12 protein-coding genes are annotated in these 16,244 nt (G+C 65.8%); 5 read left to right on the top strand and 7 right to left on the bottom strand.

What is annotated here, in order from left to right:
• Nucleotides 1–118: 118 nt before the first annotated feature.
• The 4 genes from IBX22_RS35100 to kdpF are packed head-to-tail and all read right to left on the bottom strand — an operon-like array spanning nucleotide 119 to nucleotide 4,932.
• Nucleotides 119–1,018, bottom strand: coding sequence for a potassium-transporting ATPase subunit C (locus IBX22_RS35100; RefSeq protein WP_194820145.1), 900 nt, complete (start codon nucleotides 1,016–1,018; stop codon nucleotides 119–121).
• A gap of 1 nt (nucleotide 1,019) precedes the next feature.
• The gene (gene kdpB, locus IBX22_RS35095) at nucleotides 1,020–3,173 is read right to left on the bottom strand and encodes a potassium-transporting ATPase subunit KdpB (protein WP_194820144.1); all 2,154 of its coding nucleotides are present in this window, start codon (nucleotides 3,171–3,173) and stop codon (nucleotides 1,020–1,022) included.
• A gap of 1 nt (nucleotide 3,174) precedes the next feature.
• On the bottom strand, nucleotides 3,175–4,845 hold the full coding sequence (gene kdpA / locus IBX22_RS35090; protein WP_194820143.1) for a potassium-transporting ATPase subunit KdpA: 1,671 nt from the start codon (nucleotides 4,843–4,845) through the stop codon (nucleotides 3,175–3,177).
• A complete protein-coding gene (kdpF, locus tag IBX22_RS37790) occupies nucleotides 4,846–4,932 on the bottom strand; it encodes a K(+)-transporting ATPase subunit F (RefSeq protein ID WP_309234928.1) in 87 nt (28 codons plus the stop codon).
• A 364-nt stretch (nucleotides 4,933–5,296) separates the two neighbouring features.
• Here kdpF and IBX22_RS35080 point away from each other — a divergent pair, with 364 nt between their 5' ends.
• From IBX22_RS35080 to IBX22_RS35070, 3 genes are read left to right on the top strand one after another with little or no spacing between them, the layout of a single operon-like run.
• On the top strand, nucleotides 5,297–5,440 hold the full coding sequence (locus tag IBX22_RS35080; RefSeq protein WP_194820142.1) for a hypothetical protein: 144 nt from the start codon (nucleotides 5,297–5,299) through the stop codon (nucleotides 5,438–5,440).
• Nucleotides 5,437–8,007, top strand: a complete 2,571-nt coding sequence (locus IBX22_RS35075) for a sensor histidine kinase KdpD (protein WP_194820141.1) — start codon at nucleotides 5,437–5,439, stop codon at nucleotides 8,005–8,007. The genes IBX22_RS35080 and IBX22_RS35075 overlap by 4 nt, the downstream gene beginning before the upstream one ends.
• Nucleotides 8,004–8,729 (top strand): response regulator, encoded by a 726-nt coding sequence (locus IBX22_RS35070; protein WP_194820140.1) that lies wholly within the window; start codon nucleotides 8,004–8,006, stop codon nucleotides 8,727–8,729. The genes IBX22_RS35075 and IBX22_RS35070 overlap by 4 nt, the downstream gene beginning before the upstream one ends.
• A 317-nt stretch (nucleotides 8,730–9,046) precedes the next feature.
• On the opposite strand, the gene IBX22_RS35065 is transcribed toward IBX22_RS35070, so the two are convergent.
• Complete coding sequence (locus tag IBX22_RS35065) at nucleotides 9,047–11,881, bottom strand: hypothetical protein (RefSeq protein WP_194820139.1); 2,835 nt, start codon at nucleotides 11,879–11,881, stop codon at nucleotides 9,047–9,049.
• Between the two features lie 4 nt (nucleotides 11,882–11,885).
• Nucleotides 11,886–12,206 carry a WXG100 family type VII secretion target gene (locus IBX22_RS35060; protein WP_194820138.1) on the bottom strand — a complete coding sequence of 107 codons (321 nt, stop codon included), beginning with the start codon at nucleotides 12,204–12,206 and terminating at the stop codon, nucleotides 11,886–11,888.
• A gap of 574 nt (nucleotides 12,207–12,780) precedes the next feature.
• Here IBX22_RS35060 and IBX22_RS35055 point away from each other — a divergent pair.
• Entirely contained in the window at nucleotides 12,781–13,599 is an 819-nt protein-coding gene (locus IBX22_RS35055; RefSeq protein ID WP_194820137.1) for an SDR family NAD(P)-dependent oxidoreductase, read from the top strand.
• A gap of 70 nt (nucleotides 13,600–13,669) precedes the next feature.
• Here IBX22_RS35055 and IBX22_RS35050 read toward each other — a convergent pair whose 3' ends face one another.
• Complete coding sequence (locus tag IBX22_RS35050) at nucleotides 13,670–15,472, bottom strand: APC family permease (protein ID WP_194820136.1); 1,803 nt, start codon at nucleotides 15,470–15,472, stop codon at nucleotides 13,670–13,672.
• A 137-nt stretch (nucleotides 15,473–15,609) separates the two neighbouring features.
• Between IBX22_RS35050 and IBX22_RS38090 the strand changes: the two genes are divergently transcribed.
• Nucleotides 15,610–15,732, top strand: a complete 123-nt coding sequence (locus IBX22_RS38090; protein ID WP_255526558.1) for a hypothetical protein — start codon at nucleotides 15,610–15,612, stop codon at nucleotides 15,730–15,732.
• Nucleotides 15,733–16,244: the final 512 nt, after the last annotated feature.

Raw genomic sequence — 16,244 nt, 5'->3', positions numbered from 1 at the left:
CAGCCAGCTGTCGGGCGTACCACGTCGTCTGACTCCCTGACCGCGTGCCGGTCGAACAATCTGCGACGCCGAACGACCGGTGACCAAACATCACCGGTCGCAGGCGTTTCCGCTCGAATCAGCTTTGGAAGGGGTACCGGCGGTCCAGGTCCAAATTCAGCTCGAGGACATTCACGCGCGGTTCGCCGAGGAAACCGAGCGTGCGTCCCTTGGTGTGCGCCGCGACAACTTCACGCACCTGGTCGGGGTTGATGCGGCGGGCTTGGGCGATTCGGTCCACCTGGATGGCGGCGTATTCCGGGGAGATGTGCGGATCCAGTCCGCTGCCGCTGGCAGTGACTGCGTCGGCAGGCACGGCCGGATCCGCGGGAGCATCACCGTAGATGGGGATGATGCGGCCGGTCGAGAAGTCCTCGCCGTCGTTGCAGACGACTGACATGCCCTTGTAGATGGCAAGGAACGGCTCTTTGGTCACCGAGCAGAATTCGTTGACGCTGACGACCTTGGTGGGATGATCCACCTCACCATCGGCCGCGCGCGGGCCTAGTACCGAAAGTACTGCGCCGACACCGCCTTTGGTGCAGAACGGACGGGCTCCGTCGACCCCTTCGCGGTCGGCGACTTCCATGCTGCGGCTGCACACGGTGGTCAGCAGACTGGCCTTGATTTCCGGTTTGCCGTCGTCGTCGGTGCCCATGCTGTCCACGATGTCTTCGGGACCGAGGTTGGACGCCGAGGTGGACAGTGGGTCGTAGCCGTCCCCGGCAGCCGACGCACGGCTCTGGAAATACTGCGGCAGCGCTTTCCCGTCGGCATCGGTGAAGGACTGCCCGATCAGGCTGGAGCCCACCACCTTTCCGTCGACTTCCACCAGTGACCCGTTCGCCTTCTCGTGCAGGCCGGGGATCTGACCGATCGCGAAAACCGCCAGCGGATAAACGATTCCGGTGATCGCGGTCAGCACCAGTAGCGCACGCAGTGCGGCCAGGTGCTGGCGAATCCAGGTTGACATGCGCATTTCAGGACATCCCAGGGAGGTGTTGGACTACGAGGTCGATGAACTTGATACCGATGAACGGCGCGATGATGCCGCCCAGCCCGTAGATGGTCAGGTTGCGGCTCAACAGTTTCGAGGCGTTCGACGGCGTGTACTTCACACCGCGCAGCGCCAGCGGAATCAGCGCGATGATGACCAGCGCGTTGAAGATGACCGCGGACAAAATCGCCGACTGCGGGCTCGCCAGCCGCATGACGTTGAGCACGCCCAAGCCCGGGAACAACGCCACGAACAGCGCGGGAATGATCGCGAAGTACTTGGCGATGTCGTTGGCGATGGAGAACGTGGTCAGCGCACCGCGGGTGATGAGCAGCTGCTTGCCGATCTCCACGATCTCGATCAACTTGGTCGGATCCGAATCCAGATCGACCATGTTGCCGGCCTCTTTGGCGGCCGAGGTGCCGGTATTCATAGCCACGCCGACGTCGGCCTGCGCCAGTGCAGGCGCGTCGTTGGTGCCGTCGCCGGTCATCGCGACCAGCCGCCCGCCGTCCTGCTCTTTCTTGATCAGCGCCAGCTTGTCTTCAGGGGTGGCCTCGGCGAGGAAATCGTCGACACCGGCCTCCTCGGCGATCGCTTTCGCTGTCATGGGGTTGTCGCCGGTGATCATCACAGTGCGGATACCCATGCGGCGCATCTCGTCGAAACGCTCACGCATGCCCTGCTTTACGACATCCTTGAGATGGATGACGCCCAGGACCCGGGCAGTACCGTCGTGGAACTCCCCCACGACCAGTGGTGTGCCGCCGGAGGCGGAGATCCCGTCCACGATCTCGCCGATCTCGGCCGGAACGTTGCCGCCCTGGGCCCGCACCCACTCGGTGACCGCGCTAGCTGCCCCCTTGCGCAGCTGGCGCCCGTCGGCCAAGTCGACACCCGACATCCTGGTTTGCGCGGTGAACTCCACCCAGTTCGCGCCGAGTAGCTCGCCGGGGGTGCGCTCGCGCTTGTTGAATACCTGTTTGGCGTAGACGACGATCGAGCGTCCCTCGGGCGTCTCGTCGGCCAGGCTGGACAGCTGCGCGGCATCGGCCACTTCGTCGTCCAGCACGCCGGGCACCGGAACGAACTGCGAGGCTTGACGATTACCGAGGGTGATGGTGCCGGTCTTGTCGAGCAGCAGCGTGTTCACATCACCCGCGGCTTCGACCGCACGCCCGGACATGGCCAGCACATTGCGCTGCACCAGCCGGTCCATGCCCGCGATGCCGATGGCCGAGAGCAGCGCGCCGATGGTGGTGGGGATCAGGCAGACCAGCAGCGAGACGAGCACGATGCCGGTGATGCCGTACTGATCGAGTGCCGAAGTATCCGCAACGCCAGGGTTGTTCGCTTTGGAGAAAATCGCCATCGGCTGCAGAGTGGCCACAGCGAACACGAAGATGATCGTCAGCGCGGCGAGCAGGATGTTGAGCGCGATCTCGTTCGGCGTCTTCTGCCGCGATGCGCCTTCGACGAGCGCGATCATCTTGTCGATGAAGCTGGCGCCGGGTTCCTGGGTGATCTGCACGACGATCCGGTCCGAGAGCACGGTGGTGCCGCCGGTGACCGCGGAACGGTCACCGCCGGATTCCCGGATCACCGGGGCGGATTCACCGGTGATAGCCGATTCGTCCACCGACGCAATGCCTTCGACGACATCGCCGTCACCGGGGATGATCTGGCCGGCTTCGACCACTACGAAGTCGCCGCGCTGAAGGTCGGGTGCACCGACCTTCTCCTCGATGATCCGCGCACCGGGTGACCAGTTGACCAGCCGCCGGGCCACGGTATCGGTCTTGGCTTTGCGCAACGTGTCGGCCTGTGCCTTGCCGCGCCCCTCCGCGACTGCCTCGGCCAGGTTGGCGAAGACCACGGTGAGCCACAGCCACACCACGATCGCCCACGCGAAGAACGAGGGATCCATCAGGGCGAGCACGGTCGACCAGACCGCGCCGATCTCGACGATGAGCATCACCGGATTGCGCCACATGATGCGCGGATCGAGTTTGCGCACCGCGTCCGGAACCGACTTCAGCAGCTGTTTCGGATCGAAGACCCCGCTTCGCGGGCCTTTGCGTTTCGGTGCTGCGGCCTGGGTGGCGACTGCAGGCATTTCTACTGTGGGACTGGACATTTCAGTGGATTCCCTCGGCGAGCGGCCCGAGCGCGAGCGCGGGCAGGAAGGTGAGCGCGACCAGGATGAACGTGACCCCGACGACCATGCCGACGAACTGCGGCCGGTGCGTGGGCAGCGTGCCGATCGACTCCGGAGTGTGACCCTGCTGGGCCAGCGAACCGGCCAGAGCGAGCACGAAGATCATGGGCAGGAACCGGCCGAACACCATGGCCAACCCGAGCGCGGTGTTGAACCACTCGGTATTGCCCGTGAGCCCGGCGAAAGCCGAACCGTTGTTGTTCGCGGCGGAAGTGAAGGCGTACAACACTTCCGAGAGCCCGTGCGGTCCGCTGTTCAGCATCGACGCCCGCTGTCCGGGCAGCGCCATCGCGAGCGCGGTTCCCACCAGCACGATCAGCGGACTGATCAAGAAGTAGGTCGCTGCGAGTTTGATTTCGCGCGGGGTGATCTTCTTGCCCAAGTACTCCGGGGTGCGCCCGACCATCAGGCCCGCCACGAACACCGTAATCACAGCGAGGATCAACATGCCGTAAAGCCCCGAACCCACACCGCCGGGAGCGATTTCGCCGAGTTGCATGTTGAACATCAGCATCATGCCGCCGAGGCTGGTGTAGGAGTCGTGGAAGGAGTCGACCGCGCCGGTCGAGGTGAGTGTGGTCGCGGCTCCGAAGACCGCCGAGTTACCCACGCCGAAACGGGTTTCCACGCCTTCGGTCGCCGCACCGATCGCGGTCGGGACGGTGCCGTGGCTGCGCAGCTGGAAGAACATGGTCAGCGAGGTGCTGATGATCGCGATGGTGCTCATCACGGACACGATCGCGAAGCCCTGCTTCTTGCTGCCGACCATCCGCCCGAAGGTGCGCGGCAGCGAGAAGGCGATCACCAGCAGCAGGAAGATTTCGAGCCAGTTGGTCCAGGTGTTCGGATTTTCGAATGGGTGCGCGGAGTTCACGTTGTAGAAGCCGCCGCCGTTGGTGCCCAGTTCCTTGATGACTTCCTGGCTGGCGACCGGCCCGCCGGGCAGAGTCTGCGTGCCACCGGTGATGGTCTCCACGACCTGGTCGTTCAGCATGAAGTTCTGCACCGCACCGCCCGCGACCAGCACGACGGCCGCGACGAAGGAGATCGGGAGCAGGATCCGGATGGTACCCCTCACCAGGTCCACCCAGAAGTTGCCGAGATCGCCGGTGTGCCGGCGCGCGAAGCCGCGGACCAGCGCTATCGCCACCGCCATGCCGACGGCCGCGGAGACGAAGTTCTGCACGGCGAGACCGGCCATCTGGACCAGATGTCCCAGGGTGGATTCACCGCTGTAGTTCTGCCAGTTCGTGTTGGTCACGAAGCTGACCGCGGTGTTCCAGGCCAGGGCCGGGGTGAGCTCGGTGGCCGGATCGTTCAGATGCAGCGGCAGCTTGCCCTGCACCAGTTGGAAGAAGAACAGGAACAGGATGCCCACTGCCGAGAACGCGAGCACGCTGCGGGCGTAGACGCCCCAGGTCATCTCCACGCCGGGCTGCGCACCCACGAGCTTGTAGATGATCTTCTCGAAGCGGGAATGCTTGGTGCTGTTGTAGACCCGGTACATGTAGTCGCCCAGCGGCACATGCACCAGGGCGAGCGCGAGGATCAGGGAGACGAGGAAAACGATCCCTGCGGTTGTCGTGTTCACCTAGAACCTCTCGGGGAAGAGCAGCGCCGCGACCATGTACACCGCGACACCGACGGCCAGAATCAGACCGATCAGATTCGCGATCACAGCTTCTCCACCCCGCGCTGGATCAATCCCAGCAGCGCGAAAATCGCCACGGTGAGGACCGTGAACACCACGACAGACATGAATTCCTAACCTCCATTCGCACCTCCGGGTGTGGGGTGCGCCAAGGTGAGTGAAGCTCCCGAACCGCGTGGAACCGAGGATTCTTACGAGTCTTTAGCGCTGTGGTCCCCCGCATTTACGTTTCGTTGACACGCACCGGCGGGCTGTTGAAAGGATGCCGTCAAAGAAGCCGACGGAAGCGTCAACACACCGTAAAGATCCTGATGATGCCGTTCCGTGCAGGTAAGAAGTGAGTGCCGGACTGCGTCAGTGCGCTCGGCCTTCGGATGTGAAAGGTTTTGCCATGTCGGCTGTCGCGGTGATCGTGATTGTTGGGTTCTTCTGTGGCCTGCTGGCCTTGCGGGTGATCGGTGCCCGCATGGACCAAGCAGATGCGTCAGCGCGGCGGCAGCCGGCTACCGTCGGTCGCGCGATTCTGAACCGGTGAAACGCGGCCAGCTGCGCATTTACCTCGGCGCGGCTCCCGGAGTCGGTAAGACCTACGCGATGCTCGGAGAGGCACATCGCCGGATCGAACGGGGCGCGGATGTGGTGGCCGCGGTAGTCGAAACGCACGGCCGCCACAAGACAGCCGAGGCACTCGAGGGTATCGAGCGGATACCACCGAAGATGCTCGTCTATCGCGGCACCGAATTGCCCGAACTCGACGTCGAGGCGGTACTCGCGCGGCGACCCGATGTGGTGCTGGTGGACGAACTGGCGCACACCAACACTCCCGGCAGCACCAACGAAAAGCGCTGGCAAGATATCGAAGTCCTGCTCGAGGCCGGCCTCGATGTGATCTCCACGGTGAACGTGCAGCATCTGGAGTCCCTCAACGATGTGGTCGAGCAGATCACCGGCATCCAGCAGAAGGAGACGGTGCCGGACGCGGTGGTACGCGGCGCCGAACAGGTCGAACTGGTCGATATCACACCGGAAGCGTTGCGGCGCAGGATGTCCCACGGCAACGTCTACAAGGCCGAGAAGGTCGACGCCGCACTGCGCAACTACTTCCGGCCCGGAAACCTCACCGCCCTGCGGGAATTGGCGCTGCTGTGGCTGGCCGACCAGGTCGACGCCGCATTGGCAAAATACCGGGCGGACCACAAGATCACCGAACTGTGGGAGGCCCGCGAACGCGTAGTCGTCGCCGTCACCGGCGGCCCGGAATCGGAGACGGTGGTGCGCCGCGCCAGCCGCATCGCCACCAAGTCGAGCGCCGATCTGGTCCTGCTGCACGTAGTCCGCGGCGACGGCTTGGCCGGGGTATCCACCGAGCGACTGAACCGGCTGCGCGAGCTGGCAGCCAGTCTGAACGCGAGCCTGCACACCGTCACCGGGTCCGATGTACCTACCGCGCTACTGGAATTCGCCCGCGAGGTGAACGCCACCCAGCTGGTCCTCGGCACGTCTCGACGCTCCCGCTGGGCGCGCATGCTCGACGAGGGCATCGGATCCACCGTCGTGCAGCGATCGGGGAAGATCGACGTGCACATGGTGACCCACGAACACGCCAACGTGGGCAAGCGCCGGCGCGCCTGGCAACCGCGGCAATCGGTCCTCGCCTGGGTCGCAGCTGTCGCGGTGCCTGCCACCATCACTGCCCTCGGCGTGCTGCTGATCGAGCAACACCTCGAGCTCGGCGGGCTGAGCGCAGTGTTCTTCATCGGTGTGCTCGCCGTCGCCCTGTTGGGTGGCATCGTGCCGGCGGCGTGCTCGGCGCTGCTGTCCGGCGCGCTGCTGAACTGGTTCTTCACCCCACCGCGTCACAGCTTCGCGGTGGCCGAACCGGACAACTTCGTCACCGTTGTCGTGCTGCTCATCGTGGCGGTCGCGGTGGCCGCTCTGGTGGACACCTCGGCGATGCGAACTCGACAGGCCCGCAAGGCTTCTCGCCAGGCCGAGCTGCTCACGATGTTCGCGGGCGCGGTATTGCAGGGTGCGGATCTTCCACATCTGCTCGAACAGGTCCGCGAAGCCTACGGTCAGCGCGCGGTAAGCCTGCTCTGTGGTGAGAAGGTGATCGCCACTGTCGGAGAGGACCCGCCGCAACGACCCTCCGACGCCGAGACCACGGTCGAAGCGAGGGACGCCTCGAGTCAGTTGCTGCTGGCCGGGCGTGCCATCGAATCCGGAGACCGGCCCGTGCTCGGCGCCGTTGCCAATCAAGCTGCCGGACTGGTGCGCCAAGCCCGGTTGTCCGAAGAAGCAGGAGCGGCGGCGGCACTACTCGAAGCCGACCGGCTGCGGCGAGCGCTGCTCTCGGCCGTCAGCCATGATCTGCGCACCCCGCTTGCCGGGGCGAAGGCCGCGGTATCGAGCCTGCGCAGCGACGACATCGAGTTCTCCACCGAAGACACCGCCGAATTGCTGGAAACCATCGAGGAATCCGTCGATCAGCTGACCGCACTGGTCGGCAACCTCCTCGACTCCTCCCGCCTCGCCGTCGGGGTGGTGACGCCGCAGCTGCGCCGGGTATATCTGGATGAGGTCGTGCACCGGGCGCTGGTGAGTGTGGGGATGGGTGCGCGCGGGTTGCGGCGCGCCGCGATGAACCGAGTACAGGTCGAAGTCGGCGAGATCTCGGTGCAGGCCGACGCCGGACTGCTCGAACGAGTCCTGGCCAACCTGCTCGACAACGCGCTACGGCATTCCCCACGTGATGCACCGGTACGGGTCACCGCCGACGCGAAGGGGCAACGGGTGTCGATCGCGGTCGCCGACACCGGGCCCGGCATCGCCAAGGGTGCAGAAGATCAACTGTTCGAACCCTTCCAACGTCTCGGCGACCGCGACAACACCAGTGGCGTCGGGCTCGGCCTGGCGGTGGTGCGGGGCTTCGTGGAGGCGATGGACGGCACCGTGCAGGCCGAACAAACACCGGGCGGCGGCCTCACCATGTTGGTGGATCTGCCGACGGGTGCCGCGCCGGACTCGGCGGCGACCGCCCGGCCCGAACTCACCACGGCCGAGGCCCGACGCCCAGCCAACGATCCGATGGACCCGCAATGACGAAAGTGGATGACCGTGCTGACCCCGAAAAGGGCGCCCTCGCCACCAAAGTGCTGGTCGTGGACGATGAGCCCCAGATCGTGCGTGCCCTGCGGATCAACCTGTCGGTACGCGGCTACGAGGTGCTCACCGCGGGTACCGGCGCCGCGGCGTTGCGCATCGCCGCCGACAAACAACCCGACGTAGTGATCCTCGACCTCGGGCTGCCTGACATCGACGGCATCGAGGTACTCGCCGGGCTCCGGGGCTGGACCTCGACTCCGGTGATCGTGTTGTCGGCCCGCACCGACTCGGTTGACAAGGTCGCAGCGCTGGATGCGGGCGCAGATGACTATGTGACCAAACCTTTCGGCATGGACGAGCTGCTGGCCCGGCTCCGCGCCGCGATCCGTCGCGGCGCGGCCGAGGCCGGGACACACGAGCCCGTGATCGAAACCGAGACCTTCACCGTCGACCTCGCCCTGAAGAAAGTCACGAAAAACGGTGCGAGCGTACATCTGACACCCACCGAGTGGGGCATGCTCGAAATGCTGGTCCGCAATCGCGGCAAGCTCGTCGGGCGCAAGGAACTGCTGCGCGAGGTGTGGGGCCCGGCGCATTCAACCGAAACCCATTACCTACGTGTCTATTTGGCCCAGCTGCGGCGCAAACTCGAAGATGATCCCGCCAAGCCGCGGCATCTGATTACCGAGCCGGGCATGGGCTACCGCTTCCAGCAGTGAGTCAGAACCCCGATGCCCGGCGGCCGAGCGGCGCCGGGAGCCACGGAGACGTGAGTACCAGCGGGCACTATCAGCGGCGTATTACGGGATAACGGTCAGTCGGTACCACGGCCGCCGTGCGGCGTGCCTCATCATGCGTAGTCGGAGCAGGCACGTCCCACCGCGCCGCGCCGCTTTCGCCCCGGGCGGTTGACGAACTGTGAACGTCGGCAAGGCCGACCGATCGTGATTCGGTCGTTGTGTGAGTACAGCGAGCGGGCCCAGGTGCGGTGTAGCACCCCAGGTCGGTTTCATGTTGGCTCAAATCCCCTTTCAGCTCAGGCTTTTGGCCTCGGTTGCGGCTCGCGCCGCTCAGGTTCCGGCTCGGGCTCGGGCTCGGGCTCGGGCTCGGGCTCGGGCTCGGGCTCGGGCTCCGGCTCGGGCTCCGGCTCGGGCTCGGGTTCCGGCTCCGGCTCGGGTTCCGGCTCGGGCTCGGGCTCGGGTTCCGGCTCGGGGTCGGGGTCCGGTTCCGGCTCGGGGTCGGGGTCGGGGTCCGGTTCCGGTTCCGGTTCCGGCTCCGGCTCGGGCTCGGGCTCGGGCTCCGGCTCCGGGTCGGGCTCCGGCTCCGGCTCCGGCTCGGGCTCCGGCTCGGGTTCAGGCTTTGGCTCCGGTTCGGGCCTCGGCTCCGTCGGTTTCGGTTTCGGCCGATGTTCCGGTTCCGGCTGGGGGTGGGGCTCCGGGCGCGGATCGGGCGCCGGCTGGGGTTCGCTCGAGTGGCGCGGTGCCCAAACGGACTCGTTCGGCGGGGAGGCAGCCTCGTATTCCGGTATCGGCGAGACACCGAAATACCTTGGTGTGTACGGAATTTTTGAAGTCGTGTCAGCAAGACCCCGGCCTGCGGGCTCACCCTCAGATGCGCCATGGGAATCAGGCACCTGTTCCGGCGCGGCTGTCTGCGCAGGTTCGATCGCCATCCCGGTGTCTAGCCGCGGTACATCCGGATTGCCGATCTGGTTGAGATCGGCCCGCAAAGCCTGGCGCAGGCCCAGGAATTCGTTGATCTGATGCTGCAGTTGCCTGCGCTCGACGGCGAACTCGCCGGGGCGCAGCCCGGCGCCCTCGAGCGCGGCGATTCTCTCCGCGAAACCGTCTACCGCATGCGCCAGGGCCGCATCGCCCGCCTGCCGCATCTGCTCGGGAGTCATGCCATCTGGATTGACACCCAACTGCCGCAACCCATTCCGAACCGAATCACCGACGCTGCCACGACTGCCACCCTCGCCGGGCGATCCAGCCTGGTTTGGACCGGCTGCTGTGGTGCTGGGGCGATGCTCGGGTAGGCCTGGACGCGATTCGACCGGGATTGGGCGGGTTTCGCTGGTCCCGGTCCTCGGCGCCGACTGCGCGGCGCCGGGGCTGGCCTGAGTGCGTGCCTCGCCCGCGGGTAGGCGGCTGTCGTTGGTCGCGGCGGCTCGGACGCCACCAGCGTCGCCGGTCCGGGCCTCCGGGGTGGGCGTGCCACCGTCCACACCGGCGAGTGGTTGCGGCCGACTGCCGTCGCCGACAGTCGGCGCGGGTGCCTGCCCCTGCGTGGCTGGTGAGTTCTGGTCAAGTGAGCGCTCTTTCACGTCTGCTGTTCCGTCCCCGCGGGTACTCCCCGGAGACTGTTCGGACGCCTGCTGCGCCGGCTCCGGCGATTGCTCGGACGGTCCGTGCTCGCTTGCCAACGGATTAACACTCTCCCCTGCCGCAGGGGCGGCCGAAGTGGCCGACTGTGGCTGGGCGGGCGGCTGCGCGGTGACCTCGCGTGGCATAGCAGCGTCCGCTCCGTCACCTGAGACAGGCGCAGGAGTTTCCCTGTGCCCTGCCACAATCCCGGCATCGGCCTGCGAAGCGTCGGACCCGTTCGTGGCTGCCGGGTGCGGTGTTCCAGCGCGACCATCGACCCCCTCGCCCCGGCTATTGCCCGCACCATTACTAGAGATATCTCCTGCGGGGGTCCGCAGACCGGCGGTAGGTGACTCATTGCCACGAACTCCGCTCTGGATTCCGCTGGAAGCGTCCGTCGAGGTGCCGCCGCGGGCAGCGCTGCCCGAGTTCGGCGGTGCCCCAATCGGATTGCCGCCACTGCTGGTCGTCGAGGTACCGGGCTGAGTCCCCACCGAAGCCCCATTGCGGGGCGCGACGGCGGGTGCGCTGCCGTCACCACGGAAGTCCGCCGGACGGGCCGCGTCGAAACCGCCTGCGCTGGGGCGTGTTCCGGATACGGAATGGCGGAAGCCCTTGCTGCCGCCGGTCAACGCACCGTATGCCCCGCCGCTGGCGAGTAGACGGGGATCCCAGGTCCACCCGTTTTCGATCCCGCCGACGCCCCATGCGCCCAGCGCACCGGCCATCCCCGATCCCGCTCCAACCATCGCGCCCTTCAATCCATCGCCCCAACGTCCGCCTGGCAGCGTGACTTTCGCCGCCCCCTTCGCCAGCAGGCCACCGGCGGGCCCACCCACCGCACCCGCTGCGGCGGCGGTGTAGGCGGTGGTTCCGACGCGCTTCCAGTCGATGTCGTCGCGGCTGCCCGCACCGACCTGATAAGCCTGGATGGCGAGATCTTGACCGGCGCCGAGCACGGTACTGAAAGCCACATGTTTGGCCAGGAACTTGGTCAGCGCGGCGATACCGGTTTTGGCGGCGAACCCGGCGATAGCACTGACTGCTCGCTGACCGAGCAGGCGCACCGCAACCCGGGTCAACGCGATCGCCGCTGCCTCGACCAACGGCGCGGTAGGCGGAAACGCCCATGCCGCAACGATTTCGAAGGCCAGCATGGCCAGCGAACTGATGACCAGAATTTTCGTGTACTCGATTTCGGTGGCCAGCGCGTCGGCGGATTCGGCCACCAGATCCATCACCTCGGCCAGACGCTCCAGCGACTGCGGGCCGTGGTCGAGTTCGTCGAGGCGTGCGGTGATGGCCTCGATACCCGCGCCCCAGGGGTATGCCTCCAGGGTCGCTTTGCGGGCCGCGGCAAGTTCGGGCAGAAGTTGGCGGATGTCGGCGGCGGCTTTACGCCAATCCTCGGCGATCGCCCACACTTTGTCTTCGTCGCCGTCGGGCCAGTCCGAGCCGGCGAGCCAGCCGAGCCACTCGAGCTCGCCGGGAATGGTGATCGACACCCCGTTACCGGAGATTCTGCGCGGAGAACCGGTCTGTACTCGCGAGCAGCTTCGCGGCCTCGTACTGCCCGTCGGAATACGAGTCCAGGGTCGTGGCGGTGTTGCCGATCCCCTCGGTCAGGTTTTCCCACGCAGCCAGATATCCCTGCGGACCGTCGGCGAAGGTGCTGCCGTAGCCGTCGCCACCCCAGGCCGCCCCCTTCGCGGCCAGTGCGTGCTCCAACGTGCGCAGAATCTCATTCATCTGATCCCGCAGATCGCCCATTTTGCCTGCGGCACTGCGCAATTGCCCCGGGGTCACCCCGACCTTCAGCGTCACCGACATCCCTTTCACCACGAGTCGGTGTCAGACGATGACATGGCACCGGATTCCGTTGCCAGACATGGGAGTTCGAATTTGCGACTCATTGACACCCGGCTGCCGCAGCCGCAACCTCGAACGCAAGTCCGAATCCGCTGGTCTCGAGGGCGCAGGCCGAGCCGGCGTCATCGGCGATTGTTGACAGATCCTTGACGGGTCTCGCACTCCGGCTGCCGAGTCGCATGGCCGCCCGCATCAGCGCAGCGACCGCTAGGAATTCGTCAATACGGTCGCGCGGATCTTGCCTGCCGGAATGCCATCAGCTTGGATCACTGACATGACCGCAGCTTCCGGACCCCGTGCCTGCCGCACGGAATCCGGCAGTGCCGCATATCGTCTGGCAGTGCCGTCTGCGCTGGAGCTGGTGGGTTTCGGGAGCGAGGACGAGCCGCCGAGTCGCGGCTGAGCAGTCCCGGTCATTTTCGCGCTGGTGCGTGAATTCAATTGATACTTCGCGGCTTTCCTCCGCGAATACCTTCGCGCGCAGTCGGCGTCCTCGATCGGAGAGCCGCGCGCGCCCACACCCGATGGGAGAATCATGTCCACATTCTCGTCCGATGCCAGGACCGTAGTAGTTACCGGCGGCGACGAGCGTCTCGGTTACGCGGCGGCATTGCGCCTGGCGGTGGACGGCGCCAATGTCATCGTGCACGCTCAGACCGAAGCCGAGGCCGACGAGGCGATCGGCCGCCTGGTCCACGACGGCGCGCTCCGGGCTCGGCTGTGCCCGGTATACGCCGACTTCCGCAAACTGGCCGAGGTTGATGAACTCGGCAGACTACTCGCGACCATCCCCCGCCTGGACGCCCTGATCAACGCCGCGTCCAGCCCGGCTACGCAGCGCAAGAACCACACCGAGGACGGCCACGAATTGACCTTCCAGGTCAACTATCTCGCACCCCAGCGGCTGACCATGGCGCTCGCGAAAAAGATCGCCGCCGCGCAGGGCCGGATCGTCAACGTGACCTCGCGGCTGCATCTGTCCGGCAATGTCGACTACTCGGATCTGGATCGCAGCCGCGGTATCTACACCCCGCTGGCGGTGTACGCACAGTCGAAACTGGCGCTGACCATGTTCGGCCGCAGCCTCGCCGAAACCGGCCCGGCCGGACTCACCGTGGTGAACGTGGACCCAGCCGATTTCGAAATCGATATGCCGGACAACCGCATCCACCGCGAGGCTCCACTGGATGGCCCGGCGGCATTGCTGACCGTCCTCAGTGCGCCGGAGACGGTGGTTGTGAACGGCGGCTACTACGAGGGTCCCGAGCCAGCTAAATCAGCTGCCCTGGTGCGCAATTCGCGGACGCGCGCGCGGCTGGCGACGTGGACCAACCAACTCACCCTGGCCGCCTGAACCGGAACGGAGAACGAGGAAGGTGGCGACGCCGCGGACCCGTCCCGGGATCCGCGGCGTCATCGTCTGGTCATTCCACAGGCACGCGCAGATGACACACCACAGTGTCGGGCTGTCGCCGCAGCTGCTTCTCGAGTTCCTGGCTGCGGTGGCTGGGCAGCACCCGTTGCCAACCACCTGGCGGGTCGAGCTCGGCGATCACCACGACTTTGCGCCGGCCCGGAAAAGTTTCGCGGACATAGCGTGCGACTGGTCCGCCGACGGTGGCGTCACTGTCTTCCAGCAACACCAGCCGAACATCGGGATGCCAAGCCTCCCAAGCTTTCGTGAATGCCTTCGCCGGCCCGCCGTCGAGACAGACGTGCACCGCGACGACGTCGCGTCCGATCGACATCGCCGCCGACAGCGCCTGGCAGCTCAGCTCCGAGACCTCCGAAACCGGAACCACGACCAGCGCCGCCGCACCCGGCTGCGGACGGGCAGGCATGCCGGGACGCGAATCATCCACCGCGCGACGGGATTCCCCGATCCGATGATAGGCGCGCCGCACCCGTTCCATAGCCACCACCAGGGTCGGCAAGATGACGACGACCAGCCAGGCGCCCTCGGTGAACTTCATCGCTGCGGTGATGATCGCGGCGGCAAAGGTCAGTGTCGTGCCGAAAGCGTTGAGGGCGAGCCGCCACCGCCAGCCGGGGCCGCGAGTACGCAGCCAGTGCCGGACCATCCCGGCCTGCGCGATGGTGAAACCGACGAACACGCCGATCGCGAACAACGGCACCAGCGCATTCATCTCGCCATTCGCCCCGATCAGCAACACACCCGCACTGACACCGAGCGTCAGCACACCGTACCGATACACCTGCCGGCGAGAGCTCACCGCGAATCGGTGCGGCAGGCAATTGTCGTCCGCCAGAATTCTTGTCAGCGTGGGCAATCCACCGTAGGAAGTGTTCGCAGCCAACGCGAGCAACACGACGGTGGCGAATTGCACTATGTAGTAACCGATTCCGTCGCCGAGCGCGGCCGAGGTGAGCTGTGACAGGACAGTGGTGCCCTCGATCGGATGCACCTGGAACTTCTCGATCAACACCGCCAGCCCGACCAGCATGACACCCAGCAGCGCGCCCAGCGCCACCTCGGCACCCTGTGCGCGGCGCACCCGCGGCGCCCGGAAACTGGGTACCGCGTTGGCAATCGCCTCGACGCCGGTCAGTGCGGCGCATCCACTCGAGAATGCTTTCAACAGCAGCAGCACACCGACGGTCTGCAAATCCGCGGGCACCGCAGCGGACCCGGTGACGGTGACCGCGGGGGTGCCTCGGACCAGTCCCGCCACGATCACCAGCATGATACCGGCGACGAACACTACCGTCGGAGCCATGAACGCCCGCGCACTCTCGGTGATGCCCAACATGTTCAGCGCGGTGATGCCCACCAGCACCGCGAGGCAGATCTCCACCGTGTATCCGTGCAACACCGGGAACGCCGAAGTGAGCGCCGCGATACCAGCCGCGATCGACACCGCCACATTGAGCACATAATCGACGATCAGCGACGCCGCCGCGGTGAGACTGGTACGCCTGCCCAGGTAAGCCTTGGCCACCGCGTAGGCGCCGCCACCGTCCGGGAACGCCGCGATCACCTGCCGATAGGACGCGACCAGCACCGCGAGCAACGCGGCGATCGCGAGCGTCACCGGCACCGTGAGCCCCAACCCCGCACCACCTGCGGCGGCCAGCACCAGCACAATGGCCTCCGGCCCATAGGACACAGACGCCATCGCATCGAGAGAGAGTCCGGCCAGACCGGTCGGCACGGTCAAGCCGCGCTTCTTCGGTTCGGTCTTCGCGGACGACAACAAATCGGTCATCTGCGCGAGTCTCAGCGCTCCACCCGCCACACACCAGAGGGCTTAACGCAATGCTGACGGCCGGGGACCGGTGATGTCGGTCATATCCATACCGTCCCGAGTTGCTGTGATCACCCCAGTAGATCCAGTGGCGGTATATGACGATGGTCTACGCGACGGTGACCCGACTACTCCTCGCTCAGTTCATCGAGGAGGTCGGCGGCGTCGCGATTGCCCGCAGCGGCGAACTGACGCAGTTTGCCGACATCGTTGCGCTCTGAGGCGAGTTGAACGAGTTCGTCTGTCGCATCCTGGTTGCCGGCGGAGGCCAGTCGCCGCAGTTCGGCTTCGTCACCACGCTCAGACGCAAGCTGGACAAGCATCAGTATCGCCTGCAGCGGCTCGCTTGCGCAGCTCGATCAACTCTGCATCGGTCATGACTGCAACGGTAGCCCGTCGATCGCAGCGAACAGGTAACCGGTTGCAGCGCAATGCATCGACATGCATTAGCGGGCATCGTCGTTGCAATCGATGATTGCAGGGTTGATCAGCTCAAACGATTCGAATCCGGGAGCATCGCCGTTGACCGGTATTTCGACTCGGCTCTAACGTTCGGGTCCAGCAGCCGGACAACATCATTCGGTGAGCTACGTCTCCGGTAGGAGAGATCACCTGCGCGCCAAGGGCATCACCATACACCTGTCGGGAGGCCGACCTTCGGCGTCCACGAGGACGCCGCGGCGACATCATGATCGGTCGCGCGTGACTGTGGATTCCAGCGAAGGAAGTGAAA

Origin of the sequence: Nocardia sp. XZ_19_385 (assembly GCF_015355755.1) — a bacterium.
In the GTDB taxonomy this organism is placed as follows: Bacteria; Actinomycetota; Actinomycetes; order Mycobacteriales; family Mycobacteriaceae; genus Nocardia.
Note: the sequence above shows the minus strand (reverse complement) of the source record. Positions and strands in the feature narration are given on the sequence as shown.

Excerpts from the sequence above, each read along its gene's own strand:
- kdpB (WP_194820144.1), bottom strand. The coding sequence starts at position 3,173 with ATGTCCAGTCCCACAGTAGAAATGCCTGCAGTCGCCACCCAGGCCGCA.
- IBX22_RS35055 (WP_194820137.1), top strand. The coding sequence starts at position 12,781 with ATGTCCACATTCTCGTCCGATGCCAGGACCGTAGTAGTTACCGGCGGC.
- IBX22_RS35080 (WP_194820142.1), top strand. The coding sequence starts at position 5,297 with ATGTCGGCTGTCGCGGTGATCGTGATTGTTGGGTTCTTCTGTGGCCTG.
- IBX22_RS35060 (WP_194820138.1), bottom strand. The coding sequence starts at position 12,206 with ATGTCGGTGACGCTGAAGGTCGGGGTGACCCCGGGGCAATTGCGCAGT.
- IBX22_RS35100 (WP_194820145.1), bottom strand. The coding sequence starts at position 1,018 with ATGCGCATGTCAACCTGGATTCGCCAGCACCTGGCCGCACTGCGTGCG.
- IBX22_RS35070 (WP_194820140.1), top strand. The coding sequence starts at position 8,004 with ATGACGAAAGTGGATGACCGTGCTGACCCCGAAAAGGGCGCCCTCGCC.
- IBX22_RS35050 (WP_194820136.1), bottom strand. The coding sequence starts at position 15,472 with ATGACCGATTTGTTGTCGTCCGCGAAGACCGAACCGAAGAAGCGCGGC.
- IBX22_RS38090 (WP_255526558.1), top strand. The coding sequence starts at position 15,610 with ATGACGATGGTCTACGCGACGGTGACCCGACTACTCCTCGCTCAGTTC.